A 25,855-nucleotide genomic window follows, 5' to 3' on the forward strand; every position below is an offset into this window, starting at 1 on the left:
TTCCGGCTCAGTGCGCTTCCGGAGTGAGTTCAGCGGGCAAACCAGGCGGCGCCCAGTGCGGCAGCCCGCTTGCCTGGATCCGCCAGCTATCTGCGACGCAGGGGCGAGGCATCCAGGTGTATCCGTGATCGCGCCGCAGTCCAGGAGACTGCGGCCAAAACCAGGGGACTTCGATGACAGCGAACACCGAACCCATCCTTCGCCGTCTCGGCATGAAGGCGCTTCTCGTGCATCACGAGATCGAACCGCGCTCCGCAAGCGGACGCGCCACACAGGCACTGATTACTGAATTGGAGCAGCGGTTCATCAACGTCGTCGTGGCGACGTCGGCCGACGATGCCGTCGCGGTCATTGCAGCCGATCCGCTCATTCAGTGCCTGCTGCTGAACTGGGAACTCAGCGACGATGAAACTCATCAGCAGGCGCAGCGTGTGCTCGATGCGCAGCGCAAGCGAAGCGCGACGGTGCCCATCTTTCTGCTGGCGAGCCGCACGAGTGCATCGACGGTGCCCGTCGATGCGATGCAGAAGGCGGATGACTTCATCTGGATGCTGGAGGACACGACCGCTTTTGTCGCGGGAAGAATCGTCGCCTCTATCGAGCGCTATCGCGTGACCGTTCTCCCGCCGATGTTCGGCGCGCTGGCGCGCTTCTCGCGTGTATTCGAATATTCGTGGCATACGCCCGGTCACGCGGGCGGTACGGCGTTTCTCAAATCGACCGTGGGACAGGCATTCTTTGAATTCTTCGGGGAGCAACTGTTCCGCTCGGATCTGTCGATCTCGGTCGGAGAACTCGGATCGCTGCTCGATCACAGCGGACCAATTGGTGAGAGCGAGCGCTACGCGGCGAGAGTGTTTGGCTCGCATCGCAGCTATCACGTGACCAATGGTTCGTCGATGTCGAACCGGGTAATTCTGATGGCGAGCGTCACGCGCAACCAGATCGCCCTGTGTGACCGGAATTGTCACAAGTCCGCAGAACATGCAATGACCATGTCTGGCGCGATTCCGACCTATCTTGTGCCGTCGCGCAACCATTACGGCATTATCGGGCCGATCATGCCGGAAAAGCTCACAGCGGCAGCGATCCGTCTGGCGATCGAAGAAAACCCGCTTGTCGGGAACCGCGCAGGCGTGAGCCCCACACCCGTTCATGCGCTGATTACAAACTCGACCTACGACGGTCTTTGCTACAACGTCACACGCGTCGAAGAACTGCTCGGTCAAAGCGTCGACCGCCTGCATTTCGACGAGGCATGGTACGGCTACGCGCGCTTCAATCCGCTCTACAGGGACCGCTTCGCGATGCATGGTGACCCGGTGGAGCACGATGCTTCGAAACCCACCGTGTTCGCGACGCATTCGACGCACAAGCTGCTGGCTGCGCTGTCGCAGGCATCATTCATTCACATTCGTAACGGGCGCAATCCAATCGAACATGAGCGCTTCAACGAGTCGTACATGATGCATGCGTCGACCTCACCGCAATACGCGATCATCGCGTCGAACGATGTCAGTGCGGCAATGATGGATGGACCCGGTGGTGAGGCGCTGACCACCGACGCGATTCGCGAGGCCGTGTCGTTTCGTCAGATGCTGGGCAGACTGCATGCCAAGTTTGAAGAAGAAAGCGACTGGTTTTTTGATGGCTGGCAACCGGAGTTCGTGCTGGATAAAAAGACAGGCCGCCGCACGCCGTTTCACGAAGCCAGCGAAGACCTGCTGACCACCGACCCTTCATGCTGGGTCCTGCATCCGGAAGAGGCGTGGCATGGGTTTGGCAATATCGAAGACGGATACTGCATGCTGGATCCCATCAAGGTTTCCATCGTCACGCCGGGCATTGCACCGGGGGGCGGACTGATGTCAGTCGGCATACCGGCCTGTGTCGTGACTGCCTATCTCGCCCGTCAGGGGATCATCGTCGAGAAGACCACGGATTTCACGATCCTGCTGCTGTTTTCGCTCGGCATTACCAAGGGCAAGTGGGGAACCCTCATGAACACGTTGCTCGACTTCAAGACTGACTACGACGCCAATCGCCCACTGGAACAGGTGTTACCGAATCTGGTGGCGAAGGATCCGGGGCGGTACAGCGGCATGGGGCTGCGTGAGCTGTGCGATCTCATGTTCAGCGCGATGAGCGATCTCAAGACAACGGAGTTGATGGCGCGTGGCTTTTCGACGCTCCCACGACCGGACTTCAGCCCGCAACAAGCCTTCGAACTGCTCGTGCACAACGACATCGAATTGCTTGAACTTGCCGAGATGGAAGGGCGCACGGTAGCGACGGCGGTGGTGCCTTATCCGCCTGGTATCCCGCTGTTGATGCCGGGCGAGAACGCGGGGCCTGCCGACGGTCCTATCCTGGGCTATCTGAAGGCGCTCGAAGAATATGACATGCGCTTCCTGGGGTTCACGCATGACACGCACGGTGTTTCTGTGGCGGATGGTGTGTATCGCATCGCGTGTGTTGCGAGGCGCCGAGGCGCCGCTGCTAAGAACCTATGAGGAACGCGAGTCCCCTAACGAACCTGACGGTGGTGAAGGGCTAGCGAAACACAAGGACATCGTCGGGAGGTGGGGTCCGAAGGAAACGTGTACAAAGCCACTACCTGACGAACACAAACCTGATACGAGGCCTATCCGGTCGGAGATCACTGGTTTGATCATTAAACTTTCCATGAGTAACTTCACGAACGTCGTACGGGATCTCGCAGATCCCGTATGCATTTACCGGCAATGCCAATTGAAGAATCTTGCGGTGTTCTGTGTGATCGACGCGCGGGTATGAGAGGTGGGGCCAGAAATTCGGACAGGTCGGTAAGTGGAACGGCCGGGACCTGAGCTGGTCATAGGACCGGCAAGAGGACCCCAAAGATGACAAAAAGAAGCCGCCGGTCGCATAGCCCGGCATTCAAGGCAAAGGTAGCGCTGGCAGCCCTGAAGGGCGACAAGACGCTGGCAGAACTGGCGCAGCAGGACGACGTTCATCCGAACCAGATTACGGACTGGAAGAAGCAGTTGCAGGAGCGTGTCGGAAGTGTTCGAGACGGGCAAATCAACGACGGTTGAGCCACCAGTGGACGTCACGGTGCTCCACGCGAAGATTGGCCAGTTGACGCTGGAGAACGATTTTTAAGCGGAGCGCTCAGCAAGGCGGGGTTGCTGAGCGGAAAGCGATGATCGACCGTGCACACGCGCTGCCGATTGCGCAACAGGCACGCCTTGTGGGGATCGCCCGATCAAGCGTCTACTACCGGCCGCAAGCGGTCAGCGAGACGGAGCTAAAACTGATGCGCCGCATCGACGAGCTGCATCTTGAGTTCCCGTTCGCGGGAGCGCGCATGCTGGCGCGTCTGCTGCGCCGTGAAGACATCAAGGTGGGACGCCGGCATGTGGGCACGCTGATGAAGCGCATGGGCATTGAAGCGCTGTACTGCAAGCCGAACACGAGCCGTCGCGGCAGGCCGCCCTCGAAGGAGCGCACCCGATCACAACCCCGGTTGATCACCGGCTACACAGGGTGGGGATTTTTACTTCGACACTTCGGGGGAAATTACGGTCGGCATTGACAAGGCCTTCGCGAAATACGGCCAGCCGGAGATCGTCAACACCGATCAGGGCAGCCAGTTCACTGCGACCGCTTTTGCCGACGCGGTTCTGGATCGCGGCATCAAACTGTCCATGGACGGCAAGGGAGCCTGGCGCGACAACGTGTTCGTCGAACGGGTGTGGCGAAGCGTCAAGCATGAGGAGGTGTACCTGAAGGCATATGAGTCGGTCAGCCACGCCCGGCGCTCAATCGGCGATTACATCAATCTGTACAACCAGAGACGACCTCATTCTAGTCTGGAAGACCGCACGCCGGACGAGGCATACTTCGCGACGCTGCCTGCGATTAAATCGGCAGCATGAAAGCCCCGGTGGTTCCACTTAAAAATCTCGGGACCCTGTCCGAACAAGCGGCGCCACCTCTATGCAAGCAAACTAAGGATGAGAAAGGAGAAACGTTAATGAGGTACATCAACCCCAAGCTCTACCCGACTAACTACAGCGCAGTCATAGTTGAGCCCTTGGAAATGTATCCAAAGGCCGAGCCGACAGAACAACTGAGTCAGGCGACAATCGACCAGATCCGTGGCTACGGCACGACCTGCCTGAAACAGGTGATTGCTTCGAGAGACCGGGTCGTGGAGACTCCTGGTCCGGGTATGGTCAAGGTGCCGGCCGCCATAACGGGCGTCGCCGGCTCAAAGGACGGGCTCAAGCCGTACCAGGTCGTGCCGATGGCCTTCGTCGCCACGATGGCAGTCAATACCGTGGCGGGTGCGCCGCATCAGGCAAGGCTGCTGGTCGAGGCGCGTAGCACGGACAGTGTCTGAGGTGAGGTCTTGTCCAAGGTCGTGCGCACGCGTACCGGTGAGCGTTTGGGGCGCGTCGCATCGAATCAGCCTGCGATTACGTTCGAGTCGGTCAAGCCGATCATGGACAACTGGTGCGACACCGTTTCCAATTCTGTTTCGAAATACGTGAAACCTCGATAAACGGCCTGATACGGACTGAACGGATCAGGCGACCACAGGGGGTGCCGACGCCACGCCGGTACCCAAACCCTTTTGGCGTAACGAGGCAAGGTCAAGCGCAATACGCGTCCGACGGTTTGCGACCGATAGCGCCCGCCTTCTGTTCGCGAATATCGCCTACCCACGTGCAAGCATCAATCCGACTCTCCGCGCTAGGCGTTGGCAAGCCTCGACGAGGCGCGTGCCTTGACGCAGCAATTCGTACCTTGGTACAACAAAGAGCACAGGGACAGCGGCTGAAATTCATCAACCTGGCGCAGCGTCATAGCAGTGTCGCCTACCGTAGTGGGGGACTAAGCAGGATCCTACTCGAACCGGCGAAATCTACAAGAGCTTTGAGTTCGTGGAGGTCAATGAGACGCGAGTCAGCGGATTTCATGAGAGCCCGCTGCCGGTCTTTACCGGCTGCAGTAAGGCCGTAAATACATCTGCAGCCGATCCTGCACGTCAAGACAGCCGAAATTGCTCCGAAAATGGAAGGTGTTTCTACTCGCTGGCGATTTTCAGTAAACGGACCTCAGCATATCGCTATCGTTCGGCAAAATCTTCTCGCCGCAATAGAACCACATTTCCGTACGCACGAAACGAGTAAAGGCTCAGGCGTCGTTCATGGGTTCGCTACAAGTGAACTGTTTTTTCTTAGCTCAGACACGATCGCGAGTGCTACATCGACACTAAAGTCCGCGAGCGCCCGGCTGTGTGCGTCTACGAGCGCGTCGTAACCGGCGCCATCAACTCCTTGGACGATGCCGGATTTTGCCTTGAAGAATTGCTTGGCTCCTGGCGTAAGGATCGACCAATTTATGACAAGTACTGCGTGCTCTCCCGGGACAGAGTCGAACGTCCGCACATTGATGGTGACCCGAACGGTCGGCCTATCGCTCTTCTGCGGAGCCGTGAAAACAAGGGCATCGCGAAAGAGCTCTCTGAGATCTGCGGCGACAACGTCCGCAATTTGACTTTTTAATGGTTCTGCCCACCGGGCGAAGTCATCGACCCGCACCTGCGACTCGCTGGCGCGATATACAAGTTGTGGCCGATCGACCACTTCCGGGATAGTTACATCATCAATAACTATCACGAGAGGTGCTCCAACATAATCGATTCTTTGGGGAAAGGGCTGGGAAGCTAGTCTGTAGAAGCTCGGGCGTGGGGTGCTTGCACATGCGCCGAGAAACATCACCAATCCAAACGTGAAAACCATCAGCCGAAATCGAATCATGTCTTGCCCCCAAACGCTATCGGATTCGCGAAAAACCCTTCCCCAGTTTGTTTGGCCGTGGTATCCGGATGAATGCGAGTTTGTCTTCGAGCGCCGGAAGCAGTAAGCGTTTCCATGACAATCTCCTCTTCAACGAAGGGAGATCAAGTTTGCGCTTGGTGCAGTGGTTGATCTTCGACCCCTTGCCGTCTTCCGGCCAACGGCAACTCGACGTCAACTTGCAAAAGAACAACAGCCATTCGCTCGATCACAAGGGCCTGCAGGTCATCTGCTTAAACAATCGATGCAAGGACCCCGAGGCTTCGACGTGAGTTAGGTCCGCCGCCAAGAAAGTCGATGCTCCGTGCCGGCCGTCGGTCGCTGACGAGGAGTTGGTGGGCATCCGCGGACATTTCGATCCGGAAATACTTCAGATTGTCCGCGACCGGTGGGGGAAGGGAAGTCAGGGCTCCGTGCGCTGGCTACGCCACGGAGAATCACTGTCCAGCTTCTTTCAATGTCAACGCATTTTTCACGGACGTCACGCCAGGAACAGTTTTCGCGATTTCGGTCGCCTTGTCGATATGACTGGCGTCGGTGACTGAACCCGCGAGGGTCACCGCGCCGCCTTTTGCAATGATGTTGATTCTGGAAGTGGTGACCCCACCCTTCGAGAGAGCGCGAAGCACATTTTTGCTTAGTGCGCGATTCGCTTGTCTGGTAGCCTTTGCACTTCCCTCGGCCGCCGGCGCTGTCGAAGTAGCGGCTGATTCAGTGGACTGGGGCCATGCATTGATCGATGCAGCCACGATTAATGCGGTGCTAACAAACTTAAGTGTATTGGTAAGTTTCATTTCTCGCTCCAGTTGTCATAAGCCGCCACAAATCCAACAGGAGATCACGGGTTCGGCACAGTGAAAGCTCATTTTCGGCGTGAACCCGGGTGACTCGTTGATTCATGTCAAACTGGTTCCATGTCATGCAGCGAATGTCCTGCCATCGCGTTCTCCGCCGCGTCCATTCAAGACCGCTTGCTGCCGATGCCGCGTTGTGGCCTTTGTATGAATGTGATCGCGCGGCGAGACAACCGTGCTTGTATGCGATTTTGCGGAGTCCAGTCATCAGCGGGATCAGCAATCGCCTTACCGGTTTCGCCGATTCAGACGCCCGAATTACGATGTCGCCTACAGCAGCCATTCGATCGGAAGAATCGACAGCAACTTGACTCCCATGCGCGTGGACCAACTCGTCTCCGGTTCGGTGCTGTAGAGCTTCTCGCCCGAAGCAGTTAGTATATAAAAGGTCACCGAAAAAGCCCATCCTGAATTCTGTTATCGCTTATTAAATTGAGCCCAAAAGGGTTTGCGATGAGCGCAGCACGCAATTTATTCATAACATGATCGTCGTTACGATCAACCGACTCGCTTGCCAGATTGCCCGAACGGCGCACCCGTTCATCGAGGATGTGTAGATTGTGGCGTCGCGCGTCGATCATAAGATTGGCACGCGTTGACGTACGTCAATTTGATCATCGCCATGCGGGATAGCCTTGCACACACAAGGTCCGCCGCAAGCAAGACCCAATTCGGCAGTAGCTGAGGAATGCGCGCAGCCTTAATCCCATGTTGCACAGACGGAAAGTGTGCAATTCCACGCGACTGTTGAGCGAAGGTGTGACGATGAAAAATGCGAACTTTCTTAGATCGACTGCGATTGCAGTTATCACGATGCTAATCGCGGGATGCGCGAGCAACAATGTAGCAACGCAATCGGAATACTCTGGATTCCTTGGTGACTATTCCAATCTTCAGAAAACAGAAGATTCGAAGGGAGAACCACTCCTGCGATACATCAATCCCAAGCTGATGCCCGCTAATTACAGCGCGGTTATCGTTGAGCCTCTCCAGATGTATCCGAAAGCCGAGCCGACCGAGCAGCTCAGTCAAACAACTATCGATGAAATACGTAGTTATGGCACGACCTGCCTGCGACAGGCGGTCGGATCGAAAGTCCGGGTCGTCGATGCGCCCGGCCCCGGTGTGCTCAGATTGCAGGTCGCCATCACTGGCGTCGCCAGCTCGGCGCAGGGAATCGCGCCGTATCAGGTCCTTCCGATCGCCTTCGTTGCCACGATGGCGGTCAATAGCGTGGCGGGTGCGCCTCAGCAGGCCAAACTGCTGGTCGAGGCACGCGGCACGGACAGCGTTTCCGGGGAAGTCATGGCCAAGGTCGTGCGCACGCGTACCGGTGAGCGTTTGGGCCGTGTCGCCTCGAATATGCCCGTAATCACATTCGAGTCGGTCAAGCCGATCATGGACGACTGGTGCAACAGCGTTTCCGATGCGGTTGTGAAATACGTGAAACCTCGATAGCCACGGGAACGACCTGGCGATTGCGTGGTTTATGTTGCATGCAACCAAACACGTGGCGCTTCAATGGGCATCTATCGTGTCGATGAACCGCGCCTTGGCGCGGTTCGGGTGCGTGAATGGAGACGCCGCGCCCGCCACGCCATTGCGCTTCTGGTGTTGCTGCTCATTGCAGCCACCACGGGGCTGATGTTGCTGGACGGATCGAGCGCGCCTTTTAGCACGCGACTTTTCGCAGCTATGTGGGATGCGGTGAACCTGATCACCACTCTCGGTGACTTCTCTGACTTCGACGAGCGTCAGAAAATCTTCATGCTCGGCGCAATGTTTGTAACGATGCTGGTGGCGGCGTTCGCGTTAACCAGACTGACGGGCATCCTGTCGGGAGACGACGTGATTGCATACAGAGAGAACAGGGCGATGGAACGCAAACTTGAACATCTCGACAACCATGTCGTGATCGTAGGATATCGGTCACTCGGCCAGCGCATCGCCGACAAACTCCGGCGCATTGGCGAAACCGTACTGGTGCTCGTCGCCGACAAGGCCATGGCTGACCGGGCAGCGGAACACGGTCATATGGTCATTATCAGTGCGCCTGACGTTTTCGATGACGCGATTCGACATGCGCGGCTCGAGAACGCGAAGGCGCTCGTTGCGACCGCGCCGGATGGCGACGCGAATCTGGCCGTCACGCTACTCGCGCATTCCCTTAACAGTTCGCTGCCGATCATTACGCCCGGCGAAAACACCCTGAGAAAGACGCTGCTAGAAAGTGCGGGCGCGACCCGGGTAGTGATCGGCGATGAGATTCTCGCCGAGGCACTAACCCAGAGCCTCATTGCTCATGCGGAGACCACGTCATGAAGGCCCCCACTCAGACAGAAGCCCCCTTTCTTCACTGGAGACCCATCTTGAAGGGAGTCTTCCCGGTCTCACGCGCACAGTTACCGCACGACATCGTCGCGGGCATTACGCTGGCCGCTCTGGGCATTCCGGAAGTGATGGGGTATACAAAGATTGCGGGCACGCCTGCCGTCACGGGTCTTTACACCATCCTGCTGCCGCTGGTGGCGTTTGCATTGTTCGGAGCCTCAAGGCACCTGGTCGCGGCAGCGGACTCCGCGAGTGCTGCGATCCTGGCGGGTACGTTGGTGACCGTTGCCGCCTTGGGCAGCAAGGAATACGTCGCTCTGACCAGCACGGTCGCGCTCGCGGTGGCCGCGATGCTCATCGTGGCCCGGGTTTGTCGACTCGGATTTCTGGCGGATTTTTTGTCACGCAGCGCGTTGATCGGATTTCTCACCGGTGTCGCTATCCAGGTCGCAGCCGGTGAACTGGCGGGATTGATCGGGCTTGCGAAGCAGGGGCATGGTCCAATCCTTCAGCTGGTGTCAGTGTTCGAGCGACTCGCAAGCAGTGCATTTTTCCGGTTAGGACCGCCTAAGCCTAGCGCGGTTCCGCCTTGTGGCCCTATATAAATTCTCTTTTCTATCAAGCATATGCTGATTACCCGTCAGGCGGGCACGCATCGGACAGTCGGTCATATTGCAGACGCCGCCCGGGACATCGACTCATTCTCGCGATTTGACGGCATCGCTGGGCAATCAGCCCGCAGCGTCACCTGGAGCAGCTCATTCGCGGCACGCCTATCGAAACGCCGAGCCAGTCCGCTGTGCCATTCGTCGGAGGCAGATTGTTCAGGTCAATCTGGTCTTCGCATAGGTCCCAACACGATTGGGAAACTGGTGCTCGCCGTAAGCATCCGCGGAGTTGACGTATCTTGAGCGATCTTCCTGCTTTCAGCAGAGGACAACCTCTGGGACCGACGAGCATGAATGGCAATGGTCATGTCGGCAGTCTATCTTGACCTATCGCAATGGATCCTGGCTGTTGCTGTCTATCTTTGATCACAACACCGTCGTAAATGTTGTGCGCGGCGGCTACCGCGATGTTGCCCCGGCAGCAAACATTCGTCGAGGATCTTCCATGAATGCATTGATAAAGCGCCGAATCAGCGCGTTGGTCGTCGCGCTGCTATGTTTTCCGATCGTCTCGGAAGCGCAACCTGTTGCTTATCCGGCCAAGGATCAGAGTGCGCAGCAACAGCAGCAGGATCAGGCGGCATGCGCCTCGTGGGCAAAATCGAATACCGGCGTCGATCCCGCTGCAGCGGCTGCTGCCTCTCCAGCTCCCGCCGGGCCCGCGGTAGGAGGTGGAGAGCGGGTCGGAGGTGCAGCTCGCGGTGCTGCTGGCGGCGCCGTCATCGGCGCGATAGCGGGTGATGCGGGCAAGGGCGCCGCTGTCGGTGCGGCAGCGGGCACCATGGTTGGCGGATCGCGCGCGCGTCAAAACCGGCGCAATGCCCAGGCATCCGCTCAAACGCAAAGCCAAAGCGCAATGAATACCTACAATCAGGCCTATTCGGCCTGTATGAGCGGGCGCGGCTATATGAAATGAAAAGGTTCCGGATCGGGGAAGAGAATTGACCGGGATACACGAGAATTGCGGCTGTGGCCCATTCTCGAGCCCGCAAATGTATGCACTTACAACGGTGGTCCCGGTCAACATCCGTAGGGTAGCCGGGCCGGTTGACGCGGTTCGTCCGTTGGGCTTCTTGAACGACTCGTATGACGTCCCGTTAAAAAACTCTTGCATTCCAGAACTCCGAACGATAAGAGCAGCAAAGCCATCGGTTGACGTTGGTTGACGATGAAGTTGGACTCGCATGCCCGAAATTATTCGGAAGACTCGCTGTATCAACAGGAGAGATGCAGTAATGTCATGTGCCAACAGGAGAAGTGAAGGTCCTCAAATACGACTCAAAGGAATCCTGACGGTTCCTGCGAATGCATGCGCAACCGTCGTGTTTGTAGACATAGAGGGGTGGTCACGGTGCAACCCTCGCGACAGACGAATTGCGGCCGTGCTGGAGCGCTGCGAAATGGCAACCTTGCTACCGGACCTCCTGACTCCAGGCGAACAGCGCCGCGACACGTTGACGGTCGCGAATAGTTTCGATCTTCCGCTGCTTGTTCGCCGGTTGATAGGGACGCTCGAATGGCTACGCGGACAGCCTGAAGTCGCCGGGCTTCCCGTTGGCATTTTCGGCGTGGGCATGGGGGCCGTGGTCGCATTTGGTGCGGCGGCTCGAATACCGGACGTCCGCGCGATTGTGTCGCATGCGGGAACCATGGACAACGGAGGTTATTTGCCGACCTCTATCCTTACCCCGACGTTGATGACGGTCCCCGACGGCGACACGGCATCACTAAATCTTGTTCGGAAAGCCGAGAAAAAGATGATTTGTGCTCATCGAATAGAACGTATCCCCGCTATCGCGCGATCACCCGGAGGGTTGGATGAGACAGATGTGCTGGCGAACTTGATCGTCCCGTGGTTCAAGCTACGGTTAGTCGAAGGAAATCGGCGAGACGTGGTGGTGCCGCGGCGTTAGGACGCTCTGGGAACTTCGGGCCGGAGTCATCCAGCCAGTACGTTTCGAGTCCTCCCCCCGCGGGTCCGTGGTTGGGCAGCTTTCCCGTCTCCTACCCGGCTCGGCGCTGAGATATGACGAAAGGTCATCATGCCGAGAGCAATGCGTTGCAGGCGCGTTCACTCCTTGTCCGACGGGCTAGTCCAGACGCGTTTCGGAGGTTTCGTGATGAATGGCGCCACCCCTTCCGTTGTCTGCCACGAATGCGATCTGCTGCAGCGTGAAGCACCGGTCCCAAGGGGGTGCACTGCACTGCCGTCGCTGTAACGCATTACTCTACCGGCAGCGTACGACTACTCTGGTTGTGGCGCTAGTCAAGCTGGCTCACATTGTGAGCGTAGTGGTCGGCGTAGCGCTGTGGTCGTACGGCGCGCTCATGTTAGTGCTGGCGTCAGCCAGCGCCGCCTCCGATGTGCGCATGTTATGGTCCAGCATTGGGGCATTGCAGGACGTCGGTGGCCTGGAATCAGGCGTAGACCTGCAGCAGTTGTTGCATGTAGCCTAAACCGCAGCGCCATGCGGCATTGCGCTGTGTCACGGTTGCGGGCAGATCGCACGGCTGTCCCCTGACGGGCGCGGCGTTTCCTGTACACGTTGCGGGGCTGCACTGCATGTGCGCAAGCCGGCGAGTCTTTCGCGGACGTGGGCGCTGCTGATCGTAGCACTCGTGTTATATGTGCCAGTGAACGTGCTGCCGGTGATGTACACGAGTTCTTTGTTCGGTGCCGAAAAGGATACGATCATGAGCGGAGTCGCGTACCTGTGGACGTCGGGCTCGGAGCCGCTAGCAGTTATCGTTTTCATCTGCTCAAGATACTTGCGCTGTCGTATCTGACGGTATCCACGCAGCCTCACTCAACGTCGCGACCAGAGCAGCGCGCGCGCAGATGGTCTGGCACGGCCTTGCGACGTTCGACTGCGATACGCTGGGCAATCCGCTTGCGCACGGCCGCGACGACCTCGGGATCGCCCGACCGGTCCTATTCCGTGCCAACCGTTCACGACCAACGCCACTTGCTCGTCACGAACCCGCTGCAACTCAAACGGCAGCCAAATTCTGCGGGTGTCTATGCGCAGACATGGCTGTGAGCGAGGGATTTTCCGGGTTTCGTCAAAGCTGTTTCGCTTGACTTGCGTCAATCTGTGTTAGGCTCACTTGACTATCGTAAAAGTCGGGCATGTCATCTGCCGAAGTCGCGTCCATCGCGCCGAGACTCGCTGCCGCTGCGGAACGGGCCGCTCCCGGTCCACGTCCTGAAACCGGGCTGATGCGGGTCGAGGGAACAATGAGCCGACTACAATATATCGTTGCTGCATTCCTACTTTCACTTTTGCAGGCGTGCACCAGCCTGCCGCCTCAGATCGCCCGGACGCCTACGTATGCGACGGAAGATACGCAGGCGTCTCGCTTAGGTTTAGCGTTTGCACCCAGTGATCGTACCCATCCTGGAAGTAACGCGTTTCATCTGCTATCCGACGGCATTGACGCTCTCGTGGCTCGCATTATGCTGATCGAGATGGCGGACGAAACGCTCGACCTCCAGTACTACATATGGCACGACGACCTGACCGGACGCGAACTAGCCGCGTCGCTGCTCAAGGCGGCCGACCGGGGAGTTAGGGTTCGGGTTCTGCTCGACGACCTTGGAACGAACCCGAATGATCGACGATTGCTTGCGCTAAATTCGCATCAAAATATAAAGATTCGGTTATTCAACCCCGCGGCGAATCGAAAGTTCAAGACGATCGGCTCTTCGTTTGAGTTTGCTCGCCTAAATCGACGCATGCACAACAAATCGCTAATTGCGGATAATCAGGCGGCCATTTTGGGTGGGCGCAATATTGGTGACGAATACTTTGGCGCGTCAAGTACTGTTGCCTTTGGTGACCTTGATGTTCTTGTGCACGGGCCGGTGGTCCACGACGCATCACATGCATTCGACGAGTTTTGGAACTCCGATGTGTCTTACTCCATTGACCAATTGACCAACGATAAAGTAAAGCCAGACGACCTTACTGCCCTTCGTGCAGTTCTGGCGACGAATAAAACAGCACAACAGGATGTGCCCTACGTTGCGCGAGCCCGGGATCGTCTGGGTCGGCTCATTCATTCAAAAGATGTCGAATTCACGTGGGGAAAGGCCAGGCTGCTTTACGATAGCCCCTCGAAAGTCACTCGGGCACCAGACGACACCACAGGTCAACTCATGTCGCAGATGCAGAGTCTTGACCTTCAGCCTAGCCATGAGATGTTGATCGTGACGCCGTACTTCGTGCCTGGCGAAAGGGGCGTCGAATGGATACGGCGGCTAACGGAGCGAGGCGTGCGAGTAACTGTGATAACGAATTCACTTGCGGCGACCGATGTGACCGCAGTGCACGCCGGCTATCAACGGTATCGCAAACCCTTGCTGGCCGCCGGGGTGCGCCTCTATGAGATGAAGCCAGTCATTACCGAGCAAGCGAAAGAAGCAAATAAATCGACATTCGGATCGGCAAAAGCATCGCTGCATGCAAAGACCTATGCGTTCGACCGCTCAAGCATATTTATTGGCTCAATGAACCTTGATCCGCGGTCTGTAAAACTCAACACGGAGATCGGTCTTTACTGTCAGAGCGCGGGGATCACCGAACAGGTTGTCGATGGAATTGGCGCAAAACTGGACAGCATTGCGTGGCGAGTCGACGAACGCGAGGACGAAAATGGAAAGCGCCGTATCGTATGGATCGAAACGGCGGATAACGGGACCGAGACGGAACTTGACTCTGAGCCCGGCGTATCTTCGCTGAAACGAGTGGGAGTGTGGTTGCTCGGCTTACTTCCAATCGAATCGCAGCTCTGATAGGAAAGTAATGACCTGAATGCTGAGGGTTGTCTATGGTTGGCTATGACATTATGGGATTTTTATCGGCTGTGTCGCAATAACGAAGATGGGATGAGTGAATTCGCGGAATGAACAGGATTGCTTATGTAACGAGAGAATAGAATTGATCGGCAGCAGTCACAGCGATGCCATCGCCACGCATCTGCCCCTTGCGAATCATATGCATGATCTCGATCCCAGCCAGGATGATGCGCGCGCACCGGAAACTCTTGAATCCCGTCATCGGTTTGATGACGCGTTTGAGGGCGCGGTGGTCCTGCTCGACGATGTTGTTCAGATACTTGCTCTGCCGGATCTTGACCGGTGTTGGCCGTTCGGCGTTTAGCGCCTGGAGCGCGGCCAGATTAGCGCCGCTTTTGTCGACGGAAATCGTCTCCGGTTCGCCGTTGCGGTCTATCGCCTTCTCGAAGTAGCTCCGGGCCGCGGCCTTGTCACGCCGGGCACGCAGCAGGAAATCGACGGTGTTGCCAGCCTTGTCGACCGCGCGGTACAAGTATTTCCATTGGCCTTTGACCTTGATGTAGGTCTCGTCCATCCTCCAGCTTTTTCCCACCTCGCGCTTGTGCTGGCGAAACGCCTTTTCAAACAGCGGCACGATTTTAATCACCCAGCGGTGCACCGTCGAATGGCCCACGTCGATTCCGCGTTCGGCCATCATTTCTTCGAGGTTGCGCAGACTCGGCGAATACGCTACGTATCATCGCACGCACAGCAGGATCACATCCAGTGGGTAGTGCATGCGTTTGAACACCTTGCCAACGCCTGCGGGCACTGTCTTTCGCAGTGTCTTCTTCGTCTTGATCATCGTGTTGGTCATCGGTGTCGGACCGCGGATTTTACAGCAAGGCCTTATTGCGACACTGCCCGTTGAAACAAGTACCACGCATCCGTCGACATGTCGTTGCCGGTCCATGCGGCCGCGCTAAGGGCCGGGATACTGTGCCAAGGTACCCACTGCCAGTTGCGCAATTAGCGCGTGTACTGCCTTCGTCGGGTGGATCCCATCCCAGAAGAAATAATCGTCAGGCTGCTGGCAGGTAAAAGGCGGCATATTGGGGGTTACGCAGGGATCGGTGACATCGGTGAGGCCGAAGTTGCTCGGCGATTGGATGATGACCACCATCTGGCCGGAGATGTCCATTTCCGCGATCTGGATGCCGGGCAGGCTACCGAGTGCCGCCGAAGACAGGACGTTTTGGGCTAGCCCCTGATTGAATCCGTCCACCAGGTTACGGGCCGCGATCCCTGCGCCAGGGCCCAACGCCCGAACAGCCGGTGTCAACTCTATCCTCGGCGCATTCCAGACAAGAAACTTTCTTGCACCGGAGGTATAAAGCGTCTGAATACTTTGGGCGATGCCGTTCAGGGCATTGGTCACGATGGCATTCGCCGCCGCCGCCGCCTGGCTTTGACTGCCCGTTGCCTGGTACACGGTGAAAAACGTGACAAGGGCATCACGAAGATCGTTACTTCCCATCTCGATGACGTACAGCGCGTCCGATGGAGCAGTCTGGTTCACATCCTGGAGAAATGTCTGCACTTGCTGCGGCAGATTGACCGTATTCGGAAACTGCGTGGCCCTTGCCCCGCCCACTGCGTAGTTGCGCGCCTTGCCGCTGGTGCTCTGGAACGCAGGCTGGACGTACGCGGCCAGCCCTCTGCCCTGGGCGAACTGCTCGATCCAGGTCGCTCCGTTGCTGAAGTGGTGCCCGCCCTTTGCGTAAGGGGCGCTCGGAACCAGCGACTCGTCGAGGGTGTCGTAAGGCGGTTTGTTCTGACTGACGTTGCCCGGCACACTCTGTCCGGCCGGTGGGTGAGCCAGCAGCGTGAATGCATTGCCGGGGTCGGAAAGGCTCGTACCGAACACGACGATGCTGCCGAATATCATATTGGCGCTTGCGACGCCGGGAAGGGCGAGCACCAACACGGCCACGATGATCTGCACCATTTTCTGCCTAAGTACGTTCGTCATGTTTGTTCACCTTCATTATTTGGATCGGCAGTCTGAGACCTCCCGATCTCTGCAGCTATCGCAGCACGAGGTCGCGTTCAGAAGTTGCTTGATCCTCATGTGTTGTTGAGCAACAAAAGGGGCAACGCAATCTGGTCGGGGGGAGCTGAAGTCGCTGCGCGCCAGGACAGCAAGCTTTATGTTGATCTTCTGATAGCCGTTCACGCACTGCCCATTAATGGCGAATACACTGTGCATCGTGAACCACGCGTGGCCTCAAGATGCTGCAACGATATGCGTGCGTCTTCAAGATAGGTGGCGTTACATGGAAGGGCAGTAAGTACATCCCCGGATGAAGTTCGCGTCTCGAATGTTTCATTGTGCCAGTGGGATAGTGAGGGATGGAGAAACGTCAGGCAAGCCGGCTATGTAGTTGGACATCAACGGGTCACTGCCGCTCCCGATGGTTACCCAGACAATCTCCTGACCCCTTCCGTTTTCGTAATTGGTGATCGCCCGGCGATCTATTGGACTAAGGTCTCATAGATTTTCGGCGAAGTTAGGACTATCCTGAAACGGCGGATTAAACGTACCAGCACCTGCGTCCGTCAGTAAGTCGCCCGGCCCGGCGGATCGAAAGTCGATCGCGCTGCCCTGCCCAGCCTTTGAGCGGGGCATACAGTCGCATAACGTCGAGTCTAATTGCCTGTCATGCGTCTGCTTGGCTTGTTGAACTGGAGATAACAATGAAAGTCGCTAATACACTCAAGTTTATCCTCGGCATGTTGATGGTTTCAGCGTCGTTCAACGCGTGGCCTCAGGCCAGCGTCTCATCATCCACTACAGCGCCAGCGTCGACGGCTGAGCCAAGCGCGAAAGCCGCCAGGCAGGCCAATCGCGCACTGAGCAAGAAGGTTCTGCAAGCACTCTCGAAAGGTGGCGTCAGCACTTCCAGGATCAATGTGATCGCAAAAGGCGGTCAAATAGCGCTCGCTGGGTCCGTCTCCGATGCGAGCCAAATCGACAAGGCTGCCCAGATTGCGGCAACCGTGCCGGGCGTAACGTCTGTAAAGAATTCACTGACGTTTAAAGAAGTGGGGCAATAATGATGTGGGAGCGCTCGAATGAGTCGATAGCACTCGCGAAGTGCTCGACACAGTGCCAAAGAGCGGTCCGATTCGGCGGCTGCAAACTATTTGAGCAGCGTCCGATCCAGACAGAACCGGCGCACAGGTGTAACAGGCAGGCCTTGCCGACCTGCCTGCTGGCGCGGCGAAGAGAACTCGATTTCGAGTTGTTGTAGTGCGACGCATGCCGCCCGAATCACCTTGCGAAAAGCGATCACGACCGAGGCGCCGGAATAGGCTCCGCGTGAACACGCGTCATCGTCCTACCCTCGTTGAATACAAAAGGGCCGACGGCAATCTCAGTGACCAAAGAAGACATCGCAGTGTGGCCCGAAAGTACATGGACGCGATGTTGTATTTCCCATCGCTTTCTGTGTATCCGCCACACCTCCATATGACTGGTTGCCGCCTGGCTGATTCAACGGCTCTGGTTTTTGCTGGGTAGACGATTGCGACGGTGACGATTGTTGGGGTAAGCCCTGTGAGTGAGCGGCTCCCGCCACGGCGAAAAAGCATAAAGCGCTCGCGGCTAATACGAGTTGTGCGCGCATGACTGACTCCTTACTAAATGACCTATTTAATAGTTCCCTATACATCTGGGAACGCCCTTAGCCGTTTCGGCATACATTCACGATTCATGGCCGGCTAATCAGAACAGCGACCACGATTCGCTTAGCTTTCTTCGGCTTGGTGAAACGGCCGATCATTAGGCCGAGTTGCGATGGAACACTCGTGGGCATTTCTATAATGGTCCTACATGATATTGGGTAATTGACCTAGATCAGTGCGGCCATGGGGATGTGGCTTACCGTCCATGCGCCCGCGACCCCTATGATTTCATTACCGATCAGATCTTCCTCGGACGATCTATCGAACGGGCAGCGTATTTCTGGATAATCTGCCGGACCGGAGTGAGCCTGCACTGCTCAGCATCCACGTTTGGGTTTAAGAATATTGAGATTACTTAAGTGCTTTTGGAACAGGCAATAATATAGTCGTTCCGCGGTGTCTGAAATTCGCGACACCACAGAGTTTCAATTCGGTGATAGCGATATTTCGAGTTACCCTCGACTTACATCGACAGATCATTCCGACTGGAGAAATCAATGAAACGCATTCTATTTTCTTGCCTTTCTCTGGCCTTGCTCAGCGCCATGGACGTCTCGCACGCACAAAGTAGCGTGACGCTATATGGCGAGATCGATGATGCGATCAGCTTTGTGCACAATTCGGTCGACGCAAATGGCAACAACGCGAACCAATGGGGTCTCCTGGCGGGCAATCTCTCAGGCAGCCGCTGGGGCATGAAGGGCACAGAGGACTTGGGCGGCGGCCTGAAGGGGATTTTCCAGTTGGAGGGTGGCTTCGACCCGAACAACGGCAAGATGGGCTCATACGCTACGGGTACGAAGTTGTTCGGCCGTCAGGCGTACGTCGGCCTGGCCGAACGTGCATACGGTACCTTTACACTGGGGCGGCAGTATGACCCGATCGTCGACCTTGTTCAGCCGTTGACCGCCGACTATTATTTTGGCAGCGTTTTTACCTCACCCGGTGACGTTGACAATAACGACAACAGCTCGCGGACGAATAATGCGGTCAAGTACCTGTCTCCGGTGTGGAGCGGTTTCCAGATCGAAGGCATGTATGCGTTCGGCGGCGTCGCAGGTGCAACCGGCGCGGCTCAGACGTGGTCCGGCGCCGCAACGTGGGCCGGAGGGCCGTTCGGCGTCGCAGCGGGCTACCTTCGCATGAACAACGGCAATACGCTGGCGAGTCGCGGTCTGACGCCGGCGACGGCAGGCGTCGGGCCGGGGACGTGGAACCCGAATGGGACTTCGGACGGTATGTTTGTCGGGTCGACGATCAACAGCGGGTACCAGTCGGCGAAGTCAATCGACATCACATCGGCAGCAGCGCAGTACGCAGCGGGACCGTATACATTCAATATCCGGTATAGCTTTGTACAGTACAAGCCCGATGGTTTTTCGGCCTTCCGCGAGCAGGAAAAGTATCATGTTGCTGGCGGCTATGCGGGTTATCAGGCCAGTTCTGCGCTGCTGTTGGGTCTTGGCTATATTTACCAGCATGGCGCAGGCGATACGTCAGCGACGTACCATCAGGTCTCCCTAGGTGCTGACTACGCCCTGTCGAAGCGTACCGATCTGTACCTTATCGGCGCGTACCAGCACGCAAACGGCACGCAACGAATAGACGGCACCACGACTGCCACGGCGACAGCTTCCATCGGTTCATACGGTTTTCAATCGGCATCGAGTTCACAAGAACTGGTTGCCTTGGGTATCCGTCACAAATTCTAGCTAATGGACCGTGTGGCATAGTCGTGGAATTCGGCAGAATGGGCCAGTGCAGCATTCTCGCGAGACGGTGCTCGCGCTGCCCGGGAATCGCTTACCAAGCGAAAAAAGGGAATAGATAAAGACCCGGCGATCACTGCGGCCGTTTTTCATTATTGCCGCTCGTCAGCAATGTGCGCGGAGATGACTAATATAGGACATCGGGCGATTGGGAGGAAAGCTTCCGTCACACCGCGAAGCATGATCCGTCGTCCGCCATTCCGGCCATGCGTGCACATAACAACCAAATCCGCCTGAAACTCATCAGGGCGCGATGGATGGAATGAGGAAGGTCATCGCTGATCGGTTCAATCTCCATAATTCGAGCTCGACTATCGGCGCCGTCGCAAACCATCAAGACCAGCGCCTTTCGTGTTATAGCCATTCGCTCGCGGGGGAACGCATCGTTCGAGATGCCCATCGGGGGCGGCTAACGTAACCCGCAACAACGTACATCGGTTGTATTTGCGCGACGTTATCGCCAGCAAGTTTGTGTGCCACGCCGAACGCTCTCGCGGCGGCCCGGCTATCATTGATCGGAACCAGAATCTGCGAGTACAGAATACTGGACTTCGATGTCGATGGCGCACGGAAATGTTGTGATTCGAATCGATAGATATATATATAGATGGTGATGTTCACTTGGGGACCCGATGTCCCGACGCAATGGGAGTCCGCTCAACGCCCGTCGGTACACCGCAATTTAACCACGAAGCCCTATGCGTCACGTTGGCGAAACCAAACATGCCTGCGCCGGACGCGCCGCTCCGTGTCGCCCGGCTGTTGGGGTTACGGTATTTCGGCACCTGCAGGCCCCTCACATAGTTATCCCATCATTACCGGGCTGCGTCATCCGAAGAGGGGTTCGGCCTATGCCCGCGGCTTGGCGCGCTTCACCTGCAAGTTTTGAGCGTGGCGATTCCTTACTTTTCTGAATGGCGCAGCGGCCGAACTTGCGAGAAAAACGTACGCCGATAGCGGCACAGCGATCGGTGGCGAGGTCCTTTGACAGGCCGCAGTGACTTCAAGACGGCAAGCAAAATAGCGGTTGACCTGTGTCAACTCTGTGCTCATTCACGTAGCTATCCTGAGATTCAGATCGATCAATCACTATTGATAACATCAATCTCGCGAACGGTGGCAGCGAAGGCCACTGGCAAATTGAGCGGCGGCCGGTCGAGTTCCGGCATTCCTCGGGACATACGATCATGCGAGACCAGCCCTTGCCGCAACACGGTCAGAGCTTTCGCCCTCCTGTTCTCGAATGGGTACGCGACTATCAGAGATCGTGGATAAAACGAGACATTGTCGCCGGGACTACCGCGGCGGCTGTCGTGCTGCCCAAGGCGATGGCCTATGCGACGGTTGCCGGGCTCCCAGTCCAGGTCGGTCTCTACACGGCGTTGGTACCGATGGTAATCTACGCGATCTTCGGTACGTCCCGGCCACTCAGCGTCAGCACAAGTGCAACGCTGGCCATTCTGACTGCGGCGGCGCTTGCCCAGGTTGCGCCTGGCGGAGATCCAGCGCAGATGGCCATTGCGACGGCAACGTTGACTCTACTGGTCGGTGCCTTCCTTGTCATCGCCGGGCTGCTCAGATTCGGGTTCGTCGCGAATTTCATTTCCGCGCCGGTGCTAACGGGATTCAAGGGCGGGATTGCGTTCGTCGTTGTACTCGATCAGTTACCCAAGCTGTTCGGCCTCCACGTGGGGAAGGGCTCGTTCTTCCACAATGTGTACGCGCTTTTTACAGGGCTGCCTCACGCATCGGTGGCGACAGTCGCGGTCGGCGTGGCGACGATTGTGATTCTCGTGGCGCTCGAACATTTCTATCCGAAGTCGCCAGCACCGCTGATCGCGGTAGCGTGCGGGATCGCCAGTGTCGGGGTTATCGGACTTCAGAAATACGGAGTCGAGATCGTCGGGCACATTCCGACCGGACTGCCGCGTCCGGTGATGCCGGATCTCGCGATGGCTGAAGCACTATGGCCCGCCGCTGCGGGCATTGCGCTGATGAGCTTCACCGAAACCATCGCGTCCGGACGAGCGTTTGTCGAGAGCGGAGAGCCCGTACCTTTACCTAATCGCGAACTGCTGGCGACGGGCCTCGGCAATGCAGCGGGCGCGCTGCTCGGTTCAATGCCGGCAGGCGGAGGCACGACCCAGACGGCGGTGAATCGGCTCGTGGGCGCACATTCCCAATTGGCCGAACTCGTGACGGCGGCCGTCACCCTGGGCACGATGCTACTGCTCGCGCCACTGATCGGTCTTATGCCTCATGCAACCCTCGCCGCCGTGGTCATTGTCTATTCGGTCGGCTTGCTCAAGCCCGCTGATTTCGCTGCGATCCTCGCCATCAGACGTACGGAGTTCATCTGGGCGATCGTGGCGCTCGCGGGAGTCGTACTCCTCGGCACGTTGAACGGCATACTGATTGCGATCCTGGTGTCACTCGCCGCACTCGCCCATCAGGTATCCGATCCGCCTGTCTATGTGCTGCATCGTAAGCGCGGCACGAGCGTCTTCCGCCCCGTGTCGGCCGAGCATCCCGATGACGAGTCGTTTCCAGGACTGCTACTTCTGCGACCCGAGGGAAGGATCTTTTTTGTCAACGCGTCGAACATCGGACACAAGATCACGCCGCTCATCGAGGCGGCTCGCCCAAAGGTCGTCGCGATCGACATGCGCGCGGTATTCGACCTGGAATACACGGCCCTGCAAATGTTGACGGAGGGAGAGAAGAAGTATCGCGAACAGGGCGTCGTTTTGTGGCTCGTAGGCCTCAGCCCAGAGGTATTCGAAGTTGTCGCTCGGGCGCCGCTAGGCAAGACCCTTGGACATAAGCGAATGTTCCTGAACCTTGAACAGGCCGTTTCAGCCTGGCAGGCACTACAGCAAGAACAGGATGTCCCACGGGACGTTCCGGAAAGATGAGTTTCGTCACATTGAATCGTTCGTTGCCGCACGCGTCGCGCTACGAACATACACGCGACCAGCAAGTCAGGTTGAGGATGCCATGGACAACGCCGTTGCACGCAAGAGCACACACAAGACCCACGCAAAACCTGCTGCCTTCCTAACACCGGATGAGAGGGACGTTCAAGGGCGAGCAATCCGGAATTCGGTGCCACGGGCATCGCAGGGCGGCTGGACGGCTCCAGCGCAACGGCGAGACGCCCTCGACATTCTCATGGCATCGAACGAAGGGCGCCTCCCGGCACTGATTCCAATACGGTTCGGTCGAATGGCAACTTCGCCGTTTGCGTTCTATCGCGGCGCGGCTGCCGTTATGGCTGCGGATCTCGCCACTACACCCACTAGCGGAATCCGGGTTCAGGCTTGTGGCGACGCGCACCTGATGAACTTTGGCGGCTTTGCAACGCCGGAGCGCAACGTGATCTTCGATATCAACGACCTCGATGAGACGCTGCCTGCCCCGTTCGAGTGGGACCTGAAGCGACTGGCCGCGAGCGTGGTGATCGCAGCACAGCACCTGGCTTTCCCATACAGCGACACGGTGCGCATTGCCACGGATCTCGTGCGCGAATACCGGGAGCGCATCCACGACTATGCCGCCATGCGCGCGCTCGAGGTCTGGTACGACCGGATCGATTTGCAGAAGTATGAGGACCGGTCCGGCGATCCTGAGGTCGTCGCGGCCGCCCGGAAGCGGATTGCCCAGCGTATCGAAGCGGAAAGTCTCAAGACCGTGCCAGACCATCTGTACCCCAAACTCGTCTCCGAAGAAGGTAGCCATCCCCGTATCAAGGACGAGCCGCCGCTCATCTTCCATCCGACGGAAGAGATAGCCCCCGGTCTTCAGACAGGGTACGCGCAAGCAATCGAGTCCTACCGAGATAGCCTCGCCGAACACGTACGCGTTCTGTTCGACCGGTTCCATCTCGTGGATCTGGCGCTCAAGGTGGTGGGTGTAGGCAGCGTGGGTACGCTATGCGGAGTGTACTGTTCATGGCATCCGACAATGATCCGCTATTTTTGCAGGTCAAGGAGGCGAAGGCGTCGGTACTCGAGCCGTATGCAGGCAAGAGCCTCCACGCGAACCACGGACAGCGGGTCATAGCGGGCCAGCGCATCATGCAGTCCGCCAGCGACATGTTTCTCGGGTGGACTCGTGGGGAGAGCGGGCGCGATTTTTACCTTCGCCAGCTGCGCGACATGAAAATGTCCGTCACCATTGAAGCGCTTGATACCGGCATGCTACGGCAGTACGCACGTATGTGCGCGCACGCGCTTGCGCGCGCTCACGCGCGTTCCGGTGATGCGGCGATGATCGCCGGCTATGTGGGGGCGGGTCAGACCTTCGACGATGCAATTACGGACTTCGCAACGGAGTACAGCTCTCAGAACAGCCGGGACTATCGCGAGTTTATCCAGGCTATTCGCGAGGGGCGAATCCAGGTGGTGACAGAGGACTAGGCCGGACGGTGTTTCCGGCGACCCCGAATGGAACGTCAGCGCGCGGCCTGACACGCACGTGCTCGTGGGCAGCATTGCCTAAATGGAAAGCGCGCTCGCGGTAACGGTCATCGCAAAAATCTGCTAGATGGCGTTAGGAACCTCCGGTCAAACCTGGTACCCCGGAGGCATGCACACGGATAGAAAACGTGGACAGATTATTTAGGTGACGCTTGCCAAGGGAACGGCAGGCACATGAACGACCAGCACTAAGCCCCTCGTTCGAGTTCGGGGGCATTGTGGGGTGATGACGGGAGATCTTATCTTGAAACCGATACGGAGGTGGACGCCCAATGTCTGGTCCGCACACATTGGCGTGACCGCTGTGCTTTTTGCTGGCATGACGACGGCGGGAGCGAGTAATCTCGATTTTCTCAACGACACGCCAATGTCTTACATCAGCAAGCGGGATATTGAATCAATCAAAACTACGCTGATTGATGTACTCAATACGAATGCGGACGGCGAAATGCGTAGATGGATGAACGAAGGAACTGGGAACAGTGTACAGATTGGCGGTATGTTGACGCCACAAACTACGGTTCACGAAGGGAGCACGACATGTCGCCAGGTTCTGGTTGTCCTGGTTGCGAAAGGACAGTCAATGGAATTTCATCCTCGCTATTGCAGGGCAGGAAAGGAAGACTGGGTATTGGAAAAACGTTGAATGATCTGCGTCTAAAGTCCCTTGAGTATCGATAGTTGAATCCGTATTGTCGGGAAGAAAGGAACAGAGTTCACGGAGATAGCCTCGCGGGAGCGGCAAGATTGATGCGTGTCAACCGCGCTTGCTTAAACGCAACGATCGTGAATGCCATACCGCCCCACCAGGATGTTAGCGCAAGCATTAACAGGGCAACCCACCAACGAATGCAGGAGAAAAGTTATGAAATTGCTACCGACTCTCGCCATCGCGTGCGTCATCACAGGCTGTGCCACGCAACCACCGACTGGTGTCCAGTCTGTGGGTGCGAGCCAGCAGCCGCCACGCGCCGTCGGCCATTGCATAGCTAAGAAGTGGGCAGACAGAACCCAGCGACAGGTGATATCGCAAAACACCCTTGCTAACGAAATGGCGATGGATGTGTATGTCCCGGGTCAGCAACCGCCCAATGGAGCAGCTGTCGTCGTGCGCCCGAACTACCAGGGATCCGGTACGTGGGTGGGCCTGCGCGCGTCGAGCGTCGGCGGCAGCGATGCAATGAGCGATATCAACTCCTGTCTTTGACTTCCCGTGCGAGTTGGAAGGGGCGTCGCCTATAGCAGCCCAGAAACGATGCCCTGGACCGTCTCCCGACGACACGCTGGAAGGCGGTGGAGCGCCCCCAGTGAGATCGGAATGTTCGACGACGGACATGAAAGGACCGAAAGGGCCTGCGAGTCGGCGGGTCCTTGGACGCAAG

18 protein-coding genes and 4 pseudogenes are annotated in these 25,855 nt (G+C 57.4%); 17 read left to right on the forward strand and 5 right to left on the reverse strand.

All coding sequences use genetic code 11. From position 1 onward, the window contains the following. The first annotated feature begins 173 nt into the window (after positions 1-173). The 3 genes and pseudogenes from H3V53_RS33160 to H3V53_RS33170 all read left to right on the forward strand — a co-directional run bounded on the left by H3V53_RS33160 (position 174) and on the right by H3V53_RS33170 (position 4,387). The gene (locus H3V53_RS33160; protein WP_336601446.1) at positions 174-2,513 is read left to right on the forward strand and encodes an Orn/Lys/Arg family decarboxylase; all 2,340 of its coding nucleotides are present in this window, start codon (positions 174-176) and stop codon (positions 2,511-2,513) included. 369 nt (positions 2,514-2,882) lie between these two features. Beyond that, positions 2,883-3,920 (forward strand): annotated as a pseudogene (locus H3V53_RS33165) (integrase core domain-containing protein). After that, positions 3,917-4,387: a DUF3313 domain-containing protein gene (locus H3V53_RS33170; protein WP_336601447.1), complete on the forward strand. Its 471-nt coding sequence runs from the start codon at positions 3,917-3,919 to the stop codon at positions 4,385-4,387. Before H3V53_RS33165 ends, H3V53_RS33170 begins: the two are co-directional and overlap by 4 nt. 808 nt (positions 4,388-5,195) lie before the next feature. Here the strand turns inward: H3V53_RS33170 and H3V53_RS33175 are convergent. After that, positions 5,196-5,810: a PqiC family protein gene (locus H3V53_RS33175; RefSeq protein ID WP_336601448.1), complete on the reverse strand. Its 615-nt coding sequence runs from the start codon at positions 5,808-5,810 to the stop codon at positions 5,196-5,198. A 476-nt stretch (positions 5,811-6,286) separates the two neighbouring features. Then, complete coding sequence (locus tag H3V53_RS33180; RefSeq protein WP_336601449.1) at positions 6,287-6,643, reverse strand: BON domain-containing protein; 357 nt, start codon at positions 6,641-6,643, stop codon at positions 6,287-6,289. A gap of 825 nt (positions 6,644-7,468) precedes the next feature. Here H3V53_RS33180 and H3V53_RS33185 point away from each other — a divergent pair. The 8 genes from H3V53_RS33185 to H3V53_RS33215 all read left to right on the forward strand — a co-directional run bounded on the left by H3V53_RS33185 (position 7,469) and on the right by H3V53_RS33215 (position 14,497). Beyond that, entirely contained in the window at positions 7,469-8,161 is a 693-nt protein-coding gene (locus tag H3V53_RS33185) for a DUF3313 domain-containing protein (protein ID WP_336601450.1), read from the forward strand. 63 nt (positions 8,162-8,224) lie between these two features. Beyond that, positions 8,225-9,025, forward strand: a complete 801-nt coding sequence (locus H3V53_RS33190) for a potassium channel family protein (RefSeq protein ID WP_336601451.1) — start codon at positions 8,225-8,227, stop codon at positions 9,023-9,025. A 47-nt stretch (positions 9,026-9,072) separates the two neighbouring features. Beyond that, positions 9,073-9,639 (forward strand): SulP family inorganic anion transporter, encoded by a 567-nt coding sequence (locus H3V53_RS33195; protein ID WP_419539603.1) that lies wholly within the window; start codon positions 9,073-9,075, stop codon positions 9,637-9,639. A gap of 508 nt (positions 9,640-10,147) precedes the next feature. Then, positions 10,148-10,618 carry a glycine zipper family protein gene (locus H3V53_RS33200; protein ID WP_336601470.1) on the forward strand — a complete coding sequence of 157 codons (471 nt, stop codon included), beginning with the start codon at positions 10,148-10,150 and terminating at the stop codon, positions 10,616-10,618. A 484-nt stretch (positions 10,619-11,102) separates the two neighbouring features. Then, positions 11,103-11,615 carry an acyl-CoA thioester hydrolase/BAAT C-terminal domain-containing protein gene (locus tag H3V53_RS33205; protein ID WP_419539604.1) on the forward strand — a complete coding sequence of 171 codons (513 nt, stop codon included), beginning with the start codon at positions 11,103-11,105 and terminating at the stop codon, positions 11,613-11,615. A gap of 211 nt (positions 11,616-11,826) precedes the next feature. Beyond that, on the forward strand, positions 11,827-12,159 hold the full coding sequence (locus tag H3V53_RS43800) for a paraquat-inducible protein A (RefSeq protein ID WP_419539605.1): 333 nt from the start codon (positions 11,827-11,829) through the stop codon (positions 12,157-12,159). A 183-nt stretch (positions 12,160-12,342) separates the two neighbouring features. Continuing rightward, a complete protein-coding gene (locus H3V53_RS43805; RefSeq protein WP_419539606.1) occupies positions 12,343-12,489 on the forward strand; it encodes a paraquat-inducible protein A in 147 nt (48 codons plus the stop codon). A 451-nt stretch (positions 12,490-12,940) separates the two neighbouring features. After that, a complete protein-coding gene (locus tag H3V53_RS33215) occupies positions 12,941-14,497 on the forward strand; it encodes a phospholipase D family protein (protein ID WP_336601453.1) in 1,557 nt (518 codons plus the stop codon). A gap of 124 nt (positions 14,498-14,621) precedes the next feature. Here H3V53_RS33215 and H3V53_RS33220 read toward each other — a convergent pair. Together H3V53_RS33220 and H3V53_RS33225 are read right to left on the reverse strand one after the other, a co-directional pair. Next, positions 14,622-15,344: pseudogene (locus H3V53_RS33220) on the reverse strand (IS6 family transposase). 117 nt (positions 15,345-15,461) lie between these two features. After that, positions 15,462-16,511 (reverse strand): SGNH/GDSL hydrolase family protein, encoded by a 1,050-nt coding sequence (locus H3V53_RS33225; RefSeq protein ID WP_336601454.1) that lies wholly within the window; start codon positions 16,509-16,511, stop codon positions 15,462-15,464. 725 nt (positions 16,512-17,236) lie between these two features. Between H3V53_RS33225 and H3V53_RS33230 the strand changes: the two genes are divergently transcribed. Then, positions 17,237-17,596 carry a BON domain-containing protein gene (locus tag H3V53_RS33230; protein ID WP_336601455.1) on the forward strand — a complete coding sequence of 120 codons (360 nt, stop codon included), beginning with the start codon at positions 17,237-17,239 and terminating at the stop codon, positions 17,594-17,596. A gap of 1,127 nt (positions 17,597-18,723) precedes the next feature. Continuing rightward, on the forward strand, positions 18,724-19,938 hold the full coding sequence (locus tag H3V53_RS33235; RefSeq protein ID WP_336601456.1) for a porin: 1,215 nt from the start codon (positions 18,724-18,726) through the stop codon (positions 19,936-19,938). A gap of 149 nt (positions 19,939-20,087) precedes the next feature. On the opposite strand, the pseudogene H3V53_RS43810 reads toward H3V53_RS33235, so the two are convergent. Next, positions 20,088-20,228, reverse strand: a pseudogene (locus tag H3V53_RS43810) (universal stress protein); the annotation flags it as partial. A gap of 954 nt (positions 20,229-21,182) precedes the next feature. On the opposite strand from H3V53_RS43810, the gene H3V53_RS33240 reads away from it, so the two are divergent. The 4 genes and pseudogenes from H3V53_RS33240 (at position 21,183) to H3V53_RS33255 (ending at position 25,680) form a co-directional block, all read left to right on the forward strand. Next, positions 21,183-22,910 carry a SulP family inorganic anion transporter gene (locus H3V53_RS33240; RefSeq protein ID WP_336601457.1) on the forward strand — a complete coding sequence of 576 codons (1,728 nt, stop codon included), beginning with the start codon at positions 21,183-21,185 and terminating at the stop codon, positions 22,908-22,910. Between the two features lie 310 nt (positions 22,911-23,220). Next, positions 23,221-24,413, forward strand: a pseudogene (locus tag H3V53_RS33245) (DUF2252 domain-containing protein). 304 nt (positions 24,414-24,717) lie between these two features. Further along, entirely contained in the window at positions 24,718-25,119 is a 402-nt protein-coding gene (locus H3V53_RS33250) for a hypothetical protein (RefSeq protein ID WP_336601458.1), read from the forward strand. 219 nt (positions 25,120-25,338) lie between these two features. Then, positions 25,339-25,680 (forward strand): hypothetical protein, encoded by a 342-nt coding sequence (locus H3V53_RS33255; protein ID WP_336601459.1) that lies wholly within the window; start codon positions 25,339-25,341, stop codon positions 25,678-25,680. The last annotated feature ends 175 nt before the right edge of the window (positions 25,681-25,855 follow it).

The sequence above is a fragment of the Paraburkholderia bengalensis genome (assembly GCF_037126505.1).
In the GTDB taxonomy this organism is placed as follows: domain Bacteria; phylum Pseudomonadota; class Gammaproteobacteria; order Burkholderiales; family Burkholderiaceae; genus Paraburkholderia; species Paraburkholderia bengalensis.

Excerpts from the sequence above, each read along its gene's own strand:
- H3V53_RS33160 (WP_336601446.1), top strand. The coding sequence starts at position 174 with ATGACAGCGAACACCGAACCCATCCTTCGCCGTCTCGGCATGAAGGCG.
- H3V53_RS33170 (WP_336601447.1), top strand. The coding sequence starts at position 3,917 with ATGAAAGCCCCGGTGGTTCCACTTAAAAATCTCGGGACCCTGTCCGAA.
- H3V53_RS33175 (WP_336601448.1), bottom strand. The coding sequence starts at position 5,810 with ATGATTCGATTTCGGCTGATGGTTTTCACGTTTGGATTGGTGATGTTT.
- H3V53_RS33180 (WP_336601449.1), bottom strand. The coding sequence starts at position 6,643 with ATGAAACTTACCAATACACTTAAGTTTGTTAGCACCGCATTAATCGTG.
- H3V53_RS33185 (WP_336601450.1), top strand. The coding sequence starts at position 7,469 with ATGAAAAATGCGAACTTTCTTAGATCGACTGCGATTGCAGTTATCACG.
- H3V53_RS33190 (WP_336601451.1), top strand. The coding sequence starts at position 8,225 with ATGGGCATCTATCGTGTCGATGAACCGCGCCTTGGCGCGGTTCGGGTG.
- H3V53_RS33200 (WP_336601470.1), top strand. The coding sequence starts at position 10,148 with ATGAATGCATTGATAAAGCGCCGAATCAGCGCGTTGGTCGTCGCGCTG.
- H3V53_RS33205 (WP_419539604.1), top strand. The coding sequence starts at position 11,103 with ATGGCAACCTTGCTACCGGACCTCCTGACTCCAGGCGAACAGCGCCGC.
- H3V53_RS43800 (WP_419539605.1), top strand. The coding sequence starts at position 11,827 with ATGGCGCCACCCCTTCCGTTGTCTGCCACGAATGCGATCTGCTGCAGC.
- H3V53_RS33215 (WP_336601453.1), top strand. The coding sequence starts at position 12,941 with ATGAGCCGACTACAATATATCGTTGCTGCATTCCTACTTTCACTTTTG.
- H3V53_RS33225 (WP_336601454.1), bottom strand. The coding sequence starts at position 16,511 with ATGACGAACGTACTTAGGCAGAAAATGGTGCAGATCATCGTGGCCGTG.
- H3V53_RS33230 (WP_336601455.1), top strand. The coding sequence starts at position 17,237 with ATGAAAGTCGCTAATACACTCAAGTTTATCCTCGGCATGTTGATGGTT.
- H3V53_RS33235 (WP_336601456.1), top strand. The coding sequence starts at position 18,724 with ATGAAACGCATTCTATTTTCTTGCCTTTCTCTGGCCTTGCTCAGCGCC.
- H3V53_RS33240 (WP_336601457.1), top strand. The coding sequence starts at position 21,183 with ATGCGAGACCAGCCCTTGCCGCAACACGGTCAGAGCTTTCGCCCTCCT.
- H3V53_RS33255 (WP_336601459.1), top strand. The coding sequence starts at position 25,339 with ATGAAATTGCTACCGACTCTCGCCATCGCGTGCGTCATCACAGGCTGT.